Consider the following 19,479-nt stretch of genomic DNA (forward strand, 5'->3'; position numbering starts at 1 on the left):
AAAGATCAAGAACATAGGCAACAGGCAACAATGAAACGGGAGGAGCTGGCCTTTCGCTTGCGATAGAGCCTGCTAGATAGAAGAGGTGACAGCATGAGACTGTCAAAAATAATGCCTGCTATTGGGCAGAAGCCATTAAATGAGATGAGCTGATCCGGACGATCCGGCAAACAGCATGTATAAATCAACACGCAGCCGCTGGCACGGCTACTGAAATGGAGCGACGTTTTTTTGATATAGTTCTATTATTTTAACACCGACCTAACATCCGCGCAATTTAAACTTTTTAATACCTCTGATAAGAAATGTTTTGCAGTACAGCTTTACAGCAGTGACGTTTAATTTCATCTCTTTTTCGAATAATTATACACTTTTTAAGGCAGAGTACAACTGAATTAAATTGCTGACGGAAGAAAATCGTTCCATATACAGCCTACGTTTATCCATAATCCCACCAAATTATCACTGCTAAAGCCAGCGAATCTTCACTTCTTTATGCACTTGTATACAAAATAGCCTGCAACCCTATTTTGGGGCTACAGGCTATTTGCACTATTTGACTACTATATTGCATAATTTCACTACAAGAAAATAAAGTTTTTATTCAAAAATATGATCCTGCTGAAGATCAGGTTCGACTTATGCCGTCACCACTTGACCGGAATCAGCCTGTTCGACTTCTTTTTTCGGACGTCTGCCTTTCCAAAGGAAGTAAGCAAGCGTCAGCAGAATGGATGCACCTGCATAGATACTAAGAATTCCTGCCTGATGCCACATCACATCCAGATTACCACTGGATACTACGGCTTTGAAGCCCATAATGCTGTGTGTCATTGGCAACCAAGGGCTAAATGCCTGAAGCCACGAAGGAATCAGTTCTACCGGGAAGGTACCTGCACTAGCCGCAAGTTGGAAGACCAGCAGCAGAATGACAACGTAACGTCCAGGCAGATCCAGCCAGGTTACAAGCGCCTGAACGATCAACATGAAGGTCAGCCCTGTAATAATGGTAAACAGATAGAACAACCCTACACTGTGCGTCTCCAGTCCAAGACCATATAACATGAAGCTTGCCACGATAACCGATTGGAAAATACTCACGGAGCCAAATACCAGTGTCCGGCTGACAAAACGATTCCAGCCTGTTGCACCAGGTACGGACGTTTCCCGCATTTTCAATACAATCGTGGAAATCAGCGATCCCACAAACAGACCGATCGACAGGAAGAACGGTGTCAAACCTGTACCATAATTGCTTACGTTCTCTGCTGTGTTCTCCGAGGAGTTCACCGGTTCAGCGAACATGTTCACCACATCATCCGTTTTCTTCACTTCGGATGTTTTCTGCGCAGCATCATTCAGCTTGGTTGCCAGTTCACTTGAGCCATCTTTCAACTCGGTAAGACCGTCAGCCAGTTTGCCCGCGCCATCACCCAGTTGCTTGGAACCATCGGTGAGGGAACTAACGCCACCACTGAGTTTACCTACACCCGTTTGCAACGCTGTCGTACCTGTACCCAGCTGCTTGGCACCATCTGCAAGCAATGTACCGCCACTTGCAGCATCGCCCAGTTTGCCACTGAACTGCTTCAGACCATCGGAAAGCTGTGCTCCCCCTTGACTGAGTTGCCCTGCACCAGCAAGCAATTGCTTCTGACCATCCACCAGCTGGTTCGCACCAGCAAGAAGTTGCTTCTGGCCTCCATGAAGTTCAGCTGCACCCGCAGCTAACTGCTGGTTGCCCTGATGAAGTTGATCTGCACCTTGTGCCAGCTTCTGTTCGCTGTCATGCAATTGCGCACTGCCATCGGCAACCGCTTCGCTTGCGGCAAGCAGTTTCTGTACATCCGCATTTTCAGCCAATTCCGGGTTCGATGCAGCAAGCTGCTTCAATCCGGCAGCTACGCCTTGTGCACCATCAGCTACCTTGCCACTGCCGTCTACGGCCGATTGCAATCCTGTTGCCAAAGTGCCGCTGCCCTGAACGGCACTTTGCAGACCATCAGACAGCTTCGCACTGCCCTGTTCTGACGATTTCAGACCAGCCTGCAACTTGCTTGTGCCATCCAGTGAAGACTGGAGTCCAGTTTCCAACTTGGCGCTACCATCCTTCAACTGATCTGCTCCGCTCTGAAGCTGACTTGAAGCCGCTGCCTGAAGCTGTTGCAGACCGGACACAAGATTCGTTGTTCCACTTTCAAGCTTGGTCGCGCCCGTATGCAACGCGTTAACGCCATCACTTAATGGAGAAAGTCCTTCTTGAAGTTCAAGCGTACCGGATGCGAGCTTGGCCAGGTTATCCTTGAGCTTCACCGCACCATCATCCAGTTTGCCTGCGCCCGTATTCAGTTCACCTGCTCCATCGCCTGCCTCAGCCAAGCCATCCGCTACCTCGGAGAACTTGTCGAGCAAAGTCTCTGCATAGGATTCTGTTACTTTGGCTGATACTTTTGCTTTCAGATCCTTAATCGCGGTCTTACCGATCTGTGCCCCGACAAAGCTGTAATTGCCATTCGGTTCGTAGATCAGGTCAGCCGGTGCCGGCTTGTCATCGAGCAACGTTGTTGCTTGAGATGAGAAGTTCTCCGGAATCGTAATTTGCATATAATATTTGTCATTACTCATGCCTTCTTTGGCTTGACTAGCACTGACAAAGTCCCATTTGAAATCTGCATTTTTCTTCAGCTCATCCACCAGATCATTACCTACATGAAGTGATTTCCCCTCCAGCTCAGCGCCTTTATCCAGATTGACAACGGCAACCGGCATCTCATCCACATGACCATACGGGTCCCAATAAGCTGCCAGGTAGATGCCACTATACAGGATCGGTATAAACATAATTGCAATAACAGGGATCAACACCTTCGGGTTTCTCACGGCCGATCCCACATCCTTGAAAAACACGGATAAAGATTTCATGTCATTTTCTCCCCTTAATCTCTCTGCTCTGTGAGCAGGAATAACCATAATGAAACACAATGTCACGTTCCAGAAAACATACTGAAACACGAAGTGACCACTTTCCTCAAACGGTCACTTTAGAGCAAAAAAACAACCTGTCTTCCGACAAGCCTCACTGCTTGATACGCGTAAAAACCCTTATATTATAGTAGAATAAATTCGGATTACGTTACAGCAGCAATTCCTTCCATTAAGAAAAGGCGAAAGTAAGTCTTAATTTCCTCTTTGCTCAGCGGTTGATGTTGTTTGCTCCAGTCTGAGGTGAGCGCAATGTACAGGCGAATCATCATAAAAGCGACAACTTGTGGATCACAATCCCGAATCTCTCCATGTTCTTTCGCTTTCTCAAGCTCCCGAGCCAGAAAATCGGAGATCACTTTCTCCACTTTGTCCAAACCTTCCTTGGCCTGCAGTGTACCAAAGTCCTTCAGTTCCTGAGATAGCTTAACAAGCAGATCGTGATCACGACGAAACTCCAACAATGCATCCAGTACACGAAACAGATTATCGAAAAATGCACTTTCCTGATGTACTTCACGATGCGCAATGTTCTTCATTTCCTGGATCACTTCTACCAAAATCTGATCAAACAATTGTTCCTTATTGGTAAAAAACGTATAGATCGTTCCTTTGCCAACATTCGCAATTTTGGCGACCTGATCCATCGTGGTTGCTTTGTATCCAAACATGGCAAACGACTGGGCTGCTGCATGAATAACCTGCTGTCTCCTGTCAATCGGAGCCATCTGATCCCTCCTTTAATCTCATTCAATGTTCATTCGTCCTATATAAATGACCAAAAATACAATTCAGTCATTCGGTCAAAATATACATTACCACCTTAGAAAACAGATTGCAACCCTAACAGTTTAAAAATTGTGTTAATTTTTTTTAACCGAAATGCAGTGGAAACTCCTTCTGTCGTCGTCTATAGTGTAAGATGACTCAGATAATACGTGTATATAATGAAGTTTAAGTTGTCTCATTGTAAGATATATGGTGTAAATATTCATAGAAGAAACATGATTCTGCACTTCAATGTATATTCATATTCATGTAGTAATGTAATCCATAGCTAGAATAAATGGTAACTATCTTAATCTTAAATTTAAACTTATGAATAAAGGTGAACTCATGCGAAAACCAAGAGTGCTCTTATTATCGGAAGGATTCGGTACCGGTCACACTCAGGCCGCTCATGCGCTGGCACATGGCATCAAAAAAGTCAGTCCACATGTTCACAGTCGTGTCATTGAACTAGGCAAATTTTTAAACCCGACGGTAGCTCCGCTAATCTTTTCTGCATATCGAAAGACATTGTCGGTTCAACCCAAACTGGTCAGCCTGTTGTACCGTACCCAGTACAACAAATCATTAAACGGCTTTACCAAACTGGCGTTACACCGAATTTTCTATACACAGACGGCGCAGGTTGTATCCCAGCTGAAACCGGATGCGGTGATCTGTACCCATCCTTTTCCAAATGCAGTGATCTCCCGGCTCAAGCGCCAGGGTCTGAATATTCCACTCTATACCGTCGTGACGGATTATGATGTGCATGGAACATGGATTAATCCGGAAGTAAACAAATATCTGGTCTCTACCCCTCAGGTCAAAGCATTGCTTGAGATCCGGGGTGTCGATCCCTCTCACATTCAGATCACAGGAATTCCTGTGCATCCAGACTTCTGGGAAGCAGAAGACAAGGTGAAGCTACGGGAAGAGATGGGGCTTCAGAACATGCCTACCGCCTTACTTATGGGTGGTGGATGGGGACTTTCTTTTGATGAGGATCATATGAAAGCTCTCACGTCTTGGGCAGATCGTGTTCAATTGATATTCTGTCTGGGAAGCAATGAAAAAATGATTGCTAAGATGAAAGAAATGCCTTGCTTCCAGCATCCTAATATTCGTATTCTCGGATATACACGTGAAGTCAGCAAACTGATGGATGTCTCCGATGTGCTGATCACAAAGCCTGGTGGCATGACATGCACCGAAGCGTTGGCTAAACGGTTACCCATGCTGTTCATACCACCGCTGGCGGGCCAAGAGGAAGAGAACTGTGAATACTTTGTACAAGCCGGATACGGCGAGGTCATTTACTCTGCCGACGTAATCACCAAACGTTTCAGACAATTATGTGATCAGACATCTACTCAAGCTGAAAGTTCGCTGAACGTAGACCTTAATTCAGGTAACCATTCGGTCTATGATCCGACGTGCTGTGCTCAAGCTGTTCATGACTTATTGTTCCCAACTACACCCGAAGTCACAACAACCTCCCTGGAACGCTTCTCAGCCGGAATTGCTGCCACGTCCTTGTCAGGTACCAGAATACCATTCTGACGTCTCTATGGGCCTATAGAATAGCTCTCACGAGGTGTTATAGAGGACAAGACAAGTTCTCTTTATATACAAAGAAGGTTCCCTTCCGAATTTTTGGAAGGGAACCTTCTTTTATTTTCATGGATTGCACCGTATGATTTGGCAGAAAAAAGGGTAATTTAAAGTATAACGATATTTTAAATACCGAAATAAAACTACGATTCAGGCTTTTTAAAGGGCTAAGTGATGCTCACATAGTTAACTACCCTGCCTGTTTGCAGAATTTACAGGTCGATTACTTGTAAAAAGTATGATGACCGATCGTTTTTACTTTTTTCTGCGAGCGGGCAACTGTCAGATCGTCGGCAAGTGTCAATGATAAAAAATAATACGTATCATCGGCAACTTCCTTCTTCCCGTTCAGTGCAGCATTCACTGCTTTGATACTGTCCTCGTTGGGAACCACACGTTTCAAACGTCCGTTCGCTACAGGACTGAACTGGGATTTCTGATAGATGACCTTGTAAATGGTATCGGGAAAATTGGCTGACCGCAGCCGGTTTAAGACAACATTGGCAACTGCCACTTTGCCTTCGTACGGTTCACCTTCCGCCTCTGCCATGACGATTTTTTGCAGCAGATGCAGTTCTTTATCGGACACACTGTATGACCAGGTTGCGAGTTTCGATTCATCCTGGCTCAAAAGTTTGGTCCGCGTAAAGTATAGTTTTTTGGGGGGAGTTGTTACAGCAGCGACTTCTTTGGCACGTTTCACTTTGGCCAATTTCAGTGCAGCTTCTTTTTTGGCTTTGGCCGCAGCTATTGCTCTAGCTTTGTTCTTGGCCTTGGCTTCTTGCAATTGCTGCTTTTCTTGAGCAGTCGTCAGCCAGTTCTTGGCTGGCAGAGATTCAGTCCACGCTACAGTATGGGCAGACAGATTAGAAGACAGACTTGTCCCATCTTCCATCATGCGCCTCTCATCTTGCGCAGATGTTTGTTTATTTTGCACAGAAGCCGCAAGCTCGGTCATCTGTTTACTATCACTAGCTTCATTCCACTTCCCCGTCGCCTGAACGACATTTACCCCCACTATACATACAAGCAGCACTGATAACATCGGTGCTACCCAACGATTCTTGCTTATAATGTTCATTCGAAGATTCCTCCTGTCGAAACAATTCCCTTATCTAAGTAACCCAAAAAAAAAGAATTTGAATAACGATGGCTAATATTACATAGGGATAAACGTAATGTCAATGTGATTTTATGGCATAAAAATGATTATCAGGAAAAAGAAAACGTATCCACTACCTCATACATTGGCGATTGTCCCAGCCTTGTCACATAAAGTACAATCTCCTCCACCATCCATGAATTAACTCCTGTGGAATGTTCCGGAAGGACCCCTGATATCCCTTTATTTTCATTACCTGGAATCTGTCCCAGATATTTTCTGGCAATGGTAATGTGGGGAGCATAAGGTCTTAGTTCAGCTTCAAATCCAAGGGTAGATGTAGCCTGTACGATTTTTTTTTGCAATGATATCAAACGATCTACCTCTCCGCTAACACCTTTCCATAGCACTTTTGGCGCTTCTTCAAGTCCAAACGTACCCCAATCTGAAAGCTGGAGTTCGAAAGCCTGACATTCAACAGCTACCGCGCGTAAGGCTTTACGAAGATGTCCAATGTCACTAACGAATGTATCCCCAAGAAATTGCAAGGTTATATGATAATCTCTATGATCTGTCCATTTACGAAAATCAAGCTTGTTCTGTACAAGCCTCGCATCCATCTGAAGAGACTGCTGTACAGCAACAGGAAGACGAATGGCTACAAACAATCTTTCCCGCCGGGATGCATGATCCTGATGCGATTGGTTATTCATTGCATACACCTCTCTAAAGTTCGCTCTATTATTTCATAACTATACATATCGTTTCAAGTTGGGTAAGTATAGAGTGACACAAAGTTAACCATTTGCAAATAAGGCTAGATTCCTGCATTTCCCACCTTATGCACATCCAACATCAAATCTGATACACTTTAATTATCAATTTGATCAAACTATTTATCTCAGGAGGACCACACATTATGGGTAAAATTGTATGTTTTCCATCTCTATCTGAAGCACAGCAACAACGCATTCAGAATGCTGCACCGGGATACACCCTAAAACTCGGAAAAGCCAAGGAATTGGACCCCGCAGCGTTGAAAGAGGCTGAAATTATTCTCGGCTGGTCCCCCCTTGTCACTGAACATGCTTTGAAACAGGACAGTCTGTTGAAGTGGGTTCAGGTCTGGTCCGCAGGTGTGGACAATCTTCCCTTCGGAGATTTGCAGCACAAAAACATTCAGGTCACCAGTGCAAATGGAGTTCACGCGATTCCGATCACCGAGATTATTCTTGGCATGATGTTGTCTCACAGTCGCTGGCTGAGACAAGCCATGTTGCATCAACAACAGTCCGAATGGAAAGCTCCCGCCAAACCACTGCCAGAACTGCACGGCAAAACAGCGGTCATCGTTGGTGTAGGTGAGATCGGAACCGAAACAGCCCGCATTCTCAAAGCACTCGGCATGCGTACGATCGGAGTTCGTCGCTCAGGTAAAGATGTCCCTAACGTGGATCAGATGTACGACATGACCGGGTTGCATGATGCCTTGAGCCAAGGTGATTATGTGATTAACATTTTACCGTTGACCGATGAAACCAAACATATATATGATCAAACTGCATTTGAGCATTTCAAATCAGGTGCCTGCTTCGTCAATGTAGGCCGGGGCCCAAGTGTGAAAACGGAAGCCTTGCTAGATGCACTCCAGAACGGCCAGATTGCATTCGCTGCACTGGACGTGTTCGAAGAAGAACCACTTCCGGCAGACCATCCGTTATGGGGCATGGATAACGTCTTAATGACGCCACATATTGCAGGAAGTACAGAGCAATACACGGATCGTGCCCTCGATATTTTCGTCAAAAATCTGGAAGCTTATGTAGCTGGCCAGACACTTCCGCTTAATCTGGTGGATTATAGTCATAAATATTAACACAAACATCCGTTCCCATGCAATATTGTGCAAATCAACTTTCTTCTTCAGGTTATTTCTGTCCTCTACGTTTCTCGTGTAAATCGTTAGTTCAATTAAAATGTACACAGTAAAAAAACTCTACCTCTGGAAATTTCCTTAGAGGTAGAGTTTTTGTTTTTTTACGCTTACATACAAAGCCAAATATGACGTATAAACGTTCCTTTGTTTACTGTTCGGTACTCTTTTACCATCCATCCTGCTTCCAACAAATGATCTTCTACCCACTCTGTGGAAACAACCACGGCCCGTTTGACCAATCTGCGCAAGCTCTCCAGCATGGCTCGTTGCTCAGCATCTGGAAGTACAGAACAGAGATTATAGGGCATGTCCAGAATTGCAGCATCATACCAATCTTGCAATGCATTCATATCCCCCAATGTGATTCGATCCGGATCATATCCATAATGCGGAAGATTGATACGTGCACCTCGGACAGCCAGCGGATTCAGATCGTTACCTTTCGTATCGATCCCCATGGATAAAGCCTCAATAACAACCGTACCCATACCGCAGCAAGGATCAAGCAACCGATGGTTTTCCACGTCTGGAACAGCAATATTAACCAGGGCTCTGGCAAGCGTGATGCCAAATCCAGTTGAGTAATTTTGTGGTTTCTGGCGATGAATCTGCCATGATCGGTCCGCTTCTGTCCACTGGCCCAAGATCCATTTTTGTCCTGTTCGAATTAGGCCGAAAGTCACCTTAGGTTGCTTCATCTGCGCTTTTCCTTTAATGCACATGCCGACTTCTTTTTCCAGTTGACGAGATTGTGCATAATCAGGAGCATGATCCCCTTCTTTCAGGCAAACTACCTTAAATGTCTCTTCTGGCAGCAGCAGGATCTCTTTGGCAAGAGGAAGCAGATCAGTCACCGTGTCCCCTTCACCGATCACATCTAATCTGCCATGGATAAAAGGACTGCGTCCAGGTGGTATACGTCGTTCAGAACGCACATACGCCCCCGTATCCATACGAATCTCCGAAGCCGGTTCAAGCAGCGTTTTCAGCTCCAGCATGCACAATTCGCGCTCGTTCTCGTGACAAGCAAAGGTATAGAGGTATTTCCTGGAAGTAGTATAAATGTCAAGTGTTTCATCAGGCAAAATTCCCCTCTCCTTCCTTCATTAATCATGTTCCTTCTATATAAATAGTAGCTCATTGTAGATCCATCCAATATCGGCTGTTACGTAAGCTTCAGGTAGTCATTGTATACAATGTTAGACCACTAGACAACTCTCCTTTTTTTGCACGGTTCTATTGAAAAGATAAAAATAAGACGTTCCCCTTATTGAGGAACGCCTTACTTTATTTTGAGATTCTCACCAATAGCCGCTTGTGTGATTCCAGCTTCTTCTATTATAAGAAGAAGGTTAGATTTTTAATTTTTCAATGGATGTAAGCAAATCTTCCGATAATTCTTTCAGACTTTGAATGTTGCCACTAATGGTCTCCATGGAACTTACCTGCTCTTCCGCCGATGCAGAAACTTCTTCCACACTCGCTGCCGATTCTTCCGAAACAGCAGAAATCTGCTGACTGAAATCATTCATTCGTCCGCTTGCTTCCTGCATACCTGCGAGACCATCTGTCATCGTACTGATGACACCAACCATGCCTTCCACCGATTCATTAATTGTACGGAAGAGTTGACCTGAAGCAAGTACATGTTCCTGACCCAGTTCGGTCTCCTGAACGCCAGTACGCAATTCCGCAACTACCCCTTGTGATTCCTGCTGAATATCCTCGGTAATCGCCGTGATCTCTTCGACCGAAGTCTGCACAGCTTCAGATAACTTCCGCACTTCGGATGCCACTACGGCGAATCCGCGTCCACTCTCTCCTGCACGGGCTGCCTCAATGGAGGCATTCAATGCCAGCAGATTGGTTTGGCGTGCAATGTCATGAATGACTTGAACCAGCTTGGAAATATCTTCATTTTTACGATTTAACCGTTCCATTTTGTCCATGGAAGCCGAGACCGAGCCGGAAATCTGTTGCATCTGCTGCACGGACTGTTCCATCGCTTTGCGACCATTCAGTCCTTGCTCCAGTACAAGATCCGACATAACGCGCAGCTGGCTGCCCTGCTCCGTATGATTCTGAATGTGATCATTCAATGCTTCAACCGTACGGGCTGATTCCACAGCTGTCTCTGCCTGGCTCTCCGCAGCCTTGGCTGACTCTTCCATGGTCACAGCAATTTGGCGACTACCAATCTTAACCTCTTCGGAGGAGATTGCCAATTCCCCACTCTGCTGATTGACAGCTTCCGCAATTCGTCTGACGCTTAGTACCATGGAAGTCAGGTTACCTTTCATATCATTCACTGCTTTGGCTAGAACGCCGACTTCATCCTCATGTTTAGTATGTATATCCTGAACATTCAATTGGCCTTCTGCAATCAGTTTCACCGCGCTAATCACACGTAGCAGTGGTTTCACAACCTGTGAACGAATAATCGGAATGCTGATCGCTGTAATGACAATCATGACCAGAACACCGATAATAATGATTAGTCTACCATCCTGCACCGATCTGATCGTTTGGGACGCCGCAATGTCAGACTGTTTCTGATTGTATTCCACGAGATAATCGAGATCGACTTGCATGGTGTCAAAGGAATCCGCACCCTTATCAGCAACTTCCTTCGCCAGCTGTGTCTGACCCTCATCACTCAGCTTGATCGCTTGCGTATTAATCTTGAGATACGCTTCCCATTTGTTCTTAAACGCATTCCAATGTTCGAGCTCTTCCGAAGACTTCTCCTGCTGATCATAGATTTTAATCGCCTGCGTCGTTTCACGAATATACTTGGTACGCTCTTCTGACAAGGATGCCTTGTCTGTTTCATCCGCGTCAAAATGACGATAACTTAATGACAGGACATGCTCTGTGGTATAGTTTAACCGATTAATTTGTTGAATAGAGGGCATCCAATTGTTCGTGATTTCATTTGTGTTGGATTCAATTGAATTCATCCGGGTGACAATCGTGACACTTAAAACAATCAAACAGAGGATTAACAAGTAAAACGCGATGCTGATACGCAGACCGATACTCTTGATCTTGAATCTGCTGAACATATGATCTCCCCCTTGACCCCTTCGGTCATCCCGAATTCAGGTGCTTTTGTCATTGTTTTTCCCCTTCTTTTGACCTCTTGTCAAAAGAACATATCTATATTATATAGATAGGAAAATAGACGTAAAGTAGTATAACATTATTTTGTTATTAAGATGCTTGATATTGTAAATAATTGTCGAAATTCTACAAAGTAAAACCGAAGAACTGCAGCATTCGGAATTTTCCTGATCTGTAGTTCTTCGGTTTATCCAAATTTCAACGGCTTGTATCTTAAACTAATCGGCCTACTTCAGGATGGCGGTCTTATGATCAGCCAGCAATCGATAAGAGTCCAGCCTGCGCTCATAATCTGGTCCTGCCGTAACCAGAAGCAACTTCTCCGTACCCAGCTTGCGACTTACCTGTTGCAATCGAGCCCATACCTGCTCGGCAGTACCTGCATAGTGACGCACCGACTCATTATGATCAGTACTGGTTGTATCATTCGTGTGGGAGACTCCGATACCACTCGAATTCAGCTCGCTTAAACGTTCTTTCCCATCTACCTTACGTCTCTCCGCCATGTCACGACTCCAGGCCAAGGCATCCTTTTCTGACTCCGCACACAATACGCTGACTGCCACCATAACCTCAGGCTCCTTCATCGTTGCACTGGGAATAAATCCTTCTCGGTATCGTCTGACAGCCTCTGTACCATCTGCATCACTCATGAATTGACCAAAGACATATCCCATACCAAACCGTGCCGCAAATTCTGCGCTCTTCACGTTAGTTCCCAGCATCCAGAGCGATAACGGGAGCTTGGGAATTGGCCTGGCCGTCACGGGATGATCTTCGTAGGAATATCGATCTTCCAGCAGTTCCGTCAGTGCTGTGAGTGATTCGGGCAGCTTGGACACATGTTGCAAGTAATTGCCACTAAGTGCCATCGTCGCATGAGGTCCACCGCCAGGAGCACGTCCGAGCCCAAGCTCGACGCGCCCAGGATAGAGCGTCGCCAGCAGACGGAATGACTCTGCAACTTTGAGCGGGCTGTAATGGGGCAACAGGACCGCGCCAGAGCCAAGTTGGATCGTTGACGTTCTTGCTCCGATGTGGGATAGCAGTACTTCGGGAGAGGCCGATGCCAGTTCAGCCATATCATGATGCTCGGATGTCCAGTATCGGGCGTATCCCCAAGCCTCGGCATGTTGCGCAAGTGTCACCGATTGTTGAAGTGCCTGTTCCGCTGAGGCATCGTTTAACCTTGGAACAAGGTCAAGTACGCCCAGACTGAACGTCTCACTCATTCTTGTAGCCAAGCGTCTCATCTCCCTATATATCGGTTAACTCTAATCCAAATCGTAGATGGAACCCACCTTCAGACCGTAGAGTTCATTATATATTTTCTCGGCAAATGCATCCGTCATTCCTGCAATATAATCAATCACCATGTGTTCCCAGGTCCAGATGGGTTGGGCTTTGGCTTGATCCTTCTCATAACGTTGCAGCCAGTCGGATGGAATAATGGATTTGGACGTTTCCGGATCGAGGAATGCATCCCATAACCGCTTAATCATCCACTCACTGCGCTTCTGCAGCCGCTGCACACGCAGATCGCGGATCATCGTCACCCAGGCAAAACTCTTGAGTACACTCACCGTACGCAGCATATCAAGATCTTCAGCCCCTTCACGGACAAAGGTTACCTTCTTCCAGTCACCGTCGTCAATAACGCCCAGGCTGCCCACAAAAAAGCTCACCCAGTACGCTTTCACTTCCCGGCGGGTACGCGAGTAATCATGCTCGCAGAATGGCATCTTCTCATTCCAGATGCGCAGGAACGAAGCAAGCACCTCTTCTACCTTTTGCCCAATGGCTTCTCGGGTCCATCCGTTCCAGAACAGATCCTCCAGCGTTGTAATCTTATCCACAATCAGTCGATTCACATGCGGATCTTGCAGGAAATGCTCATGTACTTCAATTTTGCCTGCTTTGATACCATCCTCCAGGTCATGTGAGGAGTACGCAATATCGTCGCAAAGGTCCATCAGCTGCGCTTCCAGTGTCTTCTTGCCTGTCGGCACGTTCCAGCGATCGCGAATTTCACGGATATATTGCCATTCATGATGGTACATGCCTTTCTTGCTCTCCGTGCCAGGGTACGGATACTTGTTGATTCCAAGCAATACCGCATCAGACAGATTCAGTCCGTCGATATCTTCACGCTTCTCCAAATGCATAATAAGGCGGAAATTATGTGCATTTCCTTCAAAATGCTCGTATTTCCGTTTTAACTCGGCACGGACTTCAGACTCTACCTTGGGAACTTTGGCACTGCGGCTTTTTTTCATGATTTTCTTAGCCTCGGTGTTAATGAGGTCATCCAGAATGCCGTCCAACACTTCTTCACCTTTATGTCCAAACGGCGGGTGGCCGAAATCATGTGCGATTGCAGCGCACTCCACCACTTCTGAATCAATAATAAGACCGGGGTTCTCGGCCCGATCCCAGTCCACTTCGGGGAAACGACGAATTAGGCTTCGGGCAGCCTCACGTGCAATCTGTGCCACCTCCAGGGAATGGGTCAACCGAGTACGATAATAATCACCCGTTCCTGCGCCAAACACCTGCGATTTGCCTTGTAACCGACGGAAGGTCGGTGAATGAATGAGTCTGGAATAGTCCCGTTCATATGCTGCACGAGATCCATCCAATTTGGTTAGTTCAGGATATTGTCTATGTTCTCTCAGATCGTTCCATTGCATGGGGATCACTCCTAGCCGACTGTCTCTATTTTGAGTGATTATACACAACATCTGTGGTTTCGAAAAGTAAAACCTGTCTGCGATTGTCATCTCTTCTTACATCATTTTGTAATAAACAGTCCTATTCTTTTATTATACCCTGTCAGACTATCATCCGTGCACCTAAATGATCATGATTCTATATTGAAATCCACTATCGTGACTAATGATGAAAAAAGTGACCTATGCCGTTTGCGTGGCCGTTTCGGTTACGGATCGTTCTTATGATCGCTGTTATTCCCAAATTTCTTTGATTCCCTTTAGAAAGGGAGAAATTCGGGAATAAAGGCGAACGCTTCGCTTCTTCAGAATCGATTCCGTCCCCTTCACTACTTTTGGCGGTTTGATTCACACCTGATCTAAATGACATTGCATTCCCTATAAAGGGGGAATTATTCAAAACTTTGAACGGCTAAGGAATCCATTAAGATGTTCATTCATCGCTGCAATGATAGTCTGCCTCCCCTGCACCCTCCCCGGTGTGGGTAAAAAAACAAAAACCGACAGGACGGAAATGCCCTGTCGGTTGATTATGGTGCATGCATCGAAGTAATTTAACTTCTAGCCTTAATGCTCACGCCGCCATTTAACTTCTTGAAGCGGTGTGAATGTTTGCATCAAGGATGTTATTACACCCTTGTAGGCCGGATTGTTACACCATAACTTTGCAGATATCGTTGGTGAACTCTACTGGGTCCTGAATTGGCAATCCCTCGATCAGCAATGCTTGATGGTACAGCAGACTTGTGTAGAGGTTCAGTTTCTCCTGATCCTGTGCGAAAGCGTCTTTCAGCGATTTGAATACATCGTGATTCACGTTGATTTCAAGCACTTTGTCGGCTTGTACGTTTTCACTGTTCGGCATAGCTTTCAGGATTTTCTCCATCTCAATCGTCAGCTCACCTTCAGTAGACAAACATACCGGGTGGCTTCTGAGACGTTTCGAAGCTTTAACGGCTTTGACTTTACCCGCCAATTGAGCTTGCATTGCTTCAAACAGCTCTTTGTTGTCGTTGTCCTGAGCGTCCGTTTCTTCTTGGTCCGCGCTATCTTCGATACCCAGGTCACCACTGGAGATGGATTTGAATTCTTTCTCCTTGTAGTTCATGATCATCTTGATTGCGAACTCGTCGATGTCATCGGTAAAGTACAGTACTTCGTACCCTTTCTCAAGGACACCCTCGATCTGTGGCAGCTTCTCAATACGGCTAATGGACTCACCGGATGCATAATAGATGTACTTCTGATCTTCCGGCATTCTGGAGACGTATTCGTCCAGGCTCACGAGTTTGCCCTCTTTGGAAGACGTGAATAACAGCAGATCCTGCAATGTATCCTTGTTCACACCATAGTCACTGTATACACCATATTTCAATTGACGACCAAACGCTTGGTAGAACTTCTCGTAGTTCTCACGCTCGTCTTTCAACAGGCTTTGCAATTGGCTCTTGATTTTGTTCTTAATGTTCTTCGCGATCAGGCTAAGCTGACGGTCATGTTGCAACATCTCACGGGAGATGTTCAGGGACAGGTCTTCCGAATCCACCATACCTTTGACAAATCCGAAGTAATCTGGCAACAGATCCCCGCATTTATCCATGATCAATACACCGTTAGAGTAGAGCTCAAGGCCTTTTTCATACTCTTTAGTATAGTAATCAAACGGCGTGTTCTCCGGGATAAACAGGATGGCATTGTACACCACTGCGCCATCTGCGCTGATGTGCAGGTGTTTGAGCGGTTTGTCAAAACCGTAGCGTTTTTCCATATAGAAGTTATTGTAATCTTCTTCGGTCAACTCGCTTTTATTTTTACGCCAGATCGGCACCATGCTGTTCACGGTTTGTTCTTCTTGGTATTCTTCGAACTCGTTCTCCGTGCCCTCTTTCGGACGTTGACCCGTTACATCCATCTTGATCGGATAGCGAATGAAGTCAGAGTATTTCTTAATGATGGATCTCAGGCGGTACTCTTCCAAAAATTCGTCATACGAATCTTCTTCGGTATTTTCTTTGATCGTCAGGACGATCTCTGTACCTACGGAATCTTTCTCAGCCGGTGTAATGGTGTATCCATCTGCGCCTTCGGACTCCCATTTCCAAGCCTCGTCGCTGCCCAGCGTTTTACTCGTTACGGTCAGCTTGTCCGCCACCATAAATGCCGAGTAGAAACCAACCCCGAATTGTCCGATGATGTTGTGGCCGTCTTTGGCTTCATTTTCCTTCTTGAACGCCAGGGAACCACTCTTCGCGATAACGCCCAGATTGTTCTCCAGCTCTTCCTGCGTCATCCCGATTCCGGTATCCGTCAGTGTGAGCGTGCGGTTTTCTTTGTCAATGGTGAGCTTGATGAAGTAGTCCTCTTTGTTGAAAACGAGTGAATCATCAGTAAGTGCTCTGTAATAAATTTTATCGATAGCGTCACTGGAGTTGGAGATCAATTCTCTCAAAAAGATTTCTCTTTGGGTGTAAATGGAGTTGATCATCATATCCAGCAAACGTTTGGATTCTGCCTGGAATTCTTTTTTAGCCATGAATGGTTGGACTCCTTTCAGATTGGATATCGAATGATTGGATTGAAAATAGAAAGCAAACCTTGAGTTTCTCATACAAAACTTACGAGTGACAGAAAATCATTCGAAGCTCAACACTTGATCATCAGATCCACTAGAATAGCCAATCTTCAAAATGCATGACGTTCAGCAATGTAGCCGTTCCGGTTACGAATCGTTTTTCGGATCGCTGTTATCCCCGAATTTCTTTGATTCCCTTTTGAAAAGGGAGAAACTCGGTGATAAAGGCGAACGCTTCGCTTCCTCCAAATCGATTTCGTCCCCTGCACTACTTCGCATTTGATCAGGAACTTGTTTGAGGATTAGAGCCTTCTATTAAATGGATTCTGTTGATAAGCAAACATTTTGCTTCTTCAGGTCTGTAGCGCCCGTTGGCTCTGCATGACCTCCTCAGGTTCAATATTTATTTTCAAAAACAGAATCATTCCATATGTAGGCGTGTAGTAAAAACTTCATTTGTTAGCACTCTAATGATCGGAGTGCTAAACCCTTCCTTTTATATAACATATGGGAAAATTGGGTGTCAATACGCAGGGGGTTATTTTAACAAAAAGATCGACTAACCCTTCACTTTTGCACATCACTAATCATTTTAACGTAATCCCGTAGGTAAAACAAAAGCCGCTCCGAACCAAAGTTCGAACCGGCAAGGTGAAAGATTGTAATGTGTCTGTTGGTATGGTAGAAAATTCTACTTTTTCGCCATTTTCGGATCAAGGGTATCGCGCAGTCCATCACCCATAAGGTTGAAGCCGAGAACGGTCAACATGATGGAAACGCCGGGGAAGATGAGTGTCCACGGTGCTTTTTGTATAAACTGACGGGAGTCTGACAGCATTTTACCCCATTCCGGGTCGGGTGGTTGCGCGCCCATGCCCAGAAATCCGAGTGCAGCAGCTTCGATAATCGCCGTTCCAATCCCTAGTGTACCCTGCACGATCAGTGGAGTAAGACTATTGGGCAAGATATGGCGAAACAAGATTCGCCCGTTGCCTGCTCCCAGTGTCCGCGCCGACGTAATGAATTCCTCCTGTCTCAAGCTGAGTACACGTGAACGCACCAACCTTCCGTAAGTCGGGATGTTCACGATAGCGATGGCGAGCAGCGCATTTTGCAATGACGGGCCCAGTATCGCCACAATGGCGATGGCGAGCAATATCCCCGGAAAGGCGAGCAAGATATCAAATAGACGCGAGATGAGCATGTCCGCCCATTTTCCATAAAATCCGGCAATCAGACCAAGCAGCGTGCCCGCGATAATGGAACCAATGACAGAGAAAAATCCCACCCACAATGAAATGCGCGCTCCATGCAGCACTCTGGAAAACACGTCGCGCCCCAGATCATCCGTACCAAACCAATGCTCTGCCGAAGGAGCCTGAAGCCGATCCACCAGCACCTGTTCCTTGTAATCGTAAGGTGCGATATATGGTGCGAGGAAGGCCAACAGGATAAAAAACACGATAATAATCAAGCCCGCAAGCGCAAGCCGATTCTTCCGAAACGTTCTCCACGCTTCCCGCCATGGACCGGCTGTGCTCGCCGATGCAGCTTCAATGGATGGTCCGGTATTGGTCGATAATTTGGCCATGCGGCGTCTCCTTTCTGGGATATGAATGATTAATGAATTCCCTATTTATAACTAATCCGAGGATCGAACACGGCGTAGAGTAAGTCCACAATCAGATTGATCACCACGAAAAAGAATGCCACGATCAGAATGCCACTCTGGATCACCGGGTAGTCCCGCGAACTAATCGCTTCATATATATAACGTCCCACGCCCGGCCAAGCAAAGATCGTTTCGGTCAACACCGCACCCCCGAGCAACGATCCGGTCTGGATGCCGATAACCGTAAGCACGGGAATAAACGCATTTTTAAGGGCATGTCCATATACGACAAAAAACGGACCCAGTCCCTTGGCTTTTGCAGTACGAATGTAATCGGAACTCATCACTTCCAGCATGCTGGAACGGGTCATCCGGGCAATAACGGCCATTGGAATGGTGCCCAGCGCTATACTCGGAAGCAACAAATGTTTCGTTACGGTCCACAACTGATTCCATTGTCCAGCGATCATCGTGTCCAGCACATACAAGCCCGTAATGGCTTCCACCGGATCACGTGCATTCATGCGCCCAATGGATGGCAGCCACTGCAATTTGTTTGCAAACAGCCATTGTTCCATCAAACCGAGCCAGAAGATCGGCATCGATACACCCACTAGAGCAATAACCATGCAGCAATAATCAAACCAGGAGTTGTGCTTCCATGCACTGATAATCCCGGCATTCACTCCGATAATGACAGCAAACAACATACTTGCCATCGTTAATTCAAGGGTTGCTGTCAGATAAGGCACAATTTCCTGGGCAATAGGCACCTTGGTGCGGATGGATGTTCCGAGGTCGCCTTTGATCAAATCGCCCAAGTAGGCGAAATATTGCTGGAACCAGGGTTTATCCAGACCGAGCTGGTCACGGAGGGCCTGCTTGGATTGTTCGGTTGCCTTTTGCCCAAGTATGGTCTCGGCCGGATCACCCGGAATGGCGTGGATGATGGAAAAGACAATCAGGGTCATGCCCAGCAGCACGGGCAGCAACACAAGCACACGTTTGACAATATAGCTGTTCAATCCTGTTCACCTGCCT

General features: G+C 46.0%; 13 protein-coding genes. 2 read left to right on the forward strand and 11 right to left on the reverse strand.

What is annotated here, in order from left to right; genetic code table 11:
• Positions 1-639: 639 nt before the first annotated feature.
• Both MHH93_RS09285 and MHH93_RS09290 read right to left on the reverse strand, forming a co-directional pair.
• Entirely contained in the window at positions 640-2,922 is a 2,283-nt protein-coding gene (locus MHH93_RS09285; RefSeq protein WP_500053810.1) for a YhgE/Pip family protein, read from the reverse strand.
• A 206-nt stretch (positions 2,923-3,128) separates the two neighbouring features.
• On the reverse strand, positions 3,129-3,710 hold the full coding sequence (locus MHH93_RS09290) for a TetR/AcrR family transcriptional regulator (RefSeq protein ID WP_340016048.1): 582 nt from the start codon (positions 3,708-3,710) through the stop codon (positions 3,129-3,131).
• Between the two features lie 388 nt (positions 3,711-4,098).
• Between MHH93_RS09290 and MHH93_RS09295 the strand changes: the two genes are divergently transcribed.
• Positions 4,099-5,313: an MGDG synthase family glycosyltransferase gene (locus MHH93_RS09295; RefSeq protein WP_500053811.1), complete on the forward strand. Its 1,215-nt coding sequence runs from the start codon at positions 4,099-4,101 to the stop codon at positions 5,311-5,313.
• 274 nt (positions 5,314-5,587) lie between these two features.
• On the opposite strand, the gene MHH93_RS09300 is transcribed toward MHH93_RS09295, so the two are convergent.
• Complete coding sequence (locus MHH93_RS09300; protein WP_500053812.1) at positions 5,588-6,445, reverse strand: cell wall hydrolase; 858 nt, start codon at positions 6,443-6,445, stop codon at positions 5,588-5,590.
• A 131-nt stretch (positions 6,446-6,576) separates the two neighbouring features.
• The gene (thpR, locus tag MHH93_RS09305; protein ID WP_500053813.1) at positions 6,577-7,179 is read right to left on the reverse strand and encodes an RNA 2',3'-cyclic phosphodiesterase; all 603 of its coding nucleotides are present in this window, start codon (positions 7,177-7,179) and stop codon (positions 6,577-6,579) included.
• Positions 7,180-7,385: 206 nt separating this feature from the next.
• Here thpR and MHH93_RS09310 point away from each other — a divergent pair, with 206 nt between their 5' ends.
• A complete protein-coding gene (locus tag MHH93_RS09310) occupies positions 7,386-8,342 on the forward strand; it encodes a D-2-hydroxyacid dehydrogenase (RefSeq protein WP_500053814.1) in 957 nt (318 codons plus the stop codon).
• A gap of 167 nt (positions 8,343-8,509) precedes the next feature.
• Here MHH93_RS09310 and MHH93_RS09315 read toward each other — a convergent pair whose 3' ends face one another.
• From MHH93_RS09315 to MHH93_RS09345, 7 genes are all read right to left on the reverse strand, one after another.
• Positions 8,510-9,487, reverse strand: coding sequence for a TRM11 family SAM-dependent methyltransferase (locus MHH93_RS09315; protein WP_500053816.1), 978 nt, complete (start codon positions 9,485-9,487; stop codon positions 8,510-8,512).
• A gap of 267 nt (positions 9,488-9,754) precedes the next feature.
• Complete coding sequence (locus tag MHH93_RS09320; RefSeq protein WP_500053817.1) at positions 9,755-11,467, reverse strand: methyl-accepting chemotaxis protein; 1,713 nt, start codon at positions 11,465-11,467, stop codon at positions 9,755-9,757.
• Positions 11,468-11,752: 285 nt separating this feature from the next.
• The gene (locus MHH93_RS09325) at positions 11,753-12,778 is read right to left on the reverse strand and encodes an MsnO8 family LLM class oxidoreductase (RefSeq protein ID WP_500053818.1); all 1,026 of its coding nucleotides are present in this window, start codon (positions 12,776-12,778) and stop codon (positions 11,753-11,755) included.
• 21 nt (positions 12,779-12,799) lie between these two features.
• A complete protein-coding gene (locus MHH93_RS09330) occupies positions 12,800-14,215 on the reverse strand; it encodes a deoxyguanosinetriphosphate triphosphohydrolase family protein (RefSeq protein WP_440387359.1) in 1,416 nt (471 codons plus the stop codon).
• A 691-nt stretch (positions 14,216-14,906) separates the two neighbouring features.
• Positions 14,907-16,787, reverse strand: coding sequence for a molecular chaperone HtpG (htpG, locus tag MHH93_RS09335; RefSeq protein ID WP_500053819.1), 1,881 nt, complete (start codon positions 16,785-16,787; stop codon positions 14,907-14,909).
• Between the two features lie 730 nt (positions 16,788-17,517).
• A complete protein-coding gene (gene nikC / locus MHH93_RS09340; RefSeq protein ID WP_339240247.1) occupies positions 17,518-18,417 on the reverse strand; it encodes a nickel transporter permease in 900 nt (299 codons plus the stop codon).
• Between the two features lie 41 nt (positions 18,418-18,458).
• Entirely contained in the window at positions 18,459-19,463 is a 1,005-nt protein-coding gene (locus tag MHH93_RS09345) for an ABC transporter permease (protein ID WP_339240246.1), read from the reverse strand.
• Positions 19,464-19,479 lie beyond the last annotated feature (16 nt).

The sequence above is a fragment of the Priestia sp. FSL H7-0729 genome, assembly GCF_038005685.1.
Lineage (GTDB): Bacteria > Bacillota > Bacilli > Paenibacillales > Paenibacillaceae > Paenibacillus.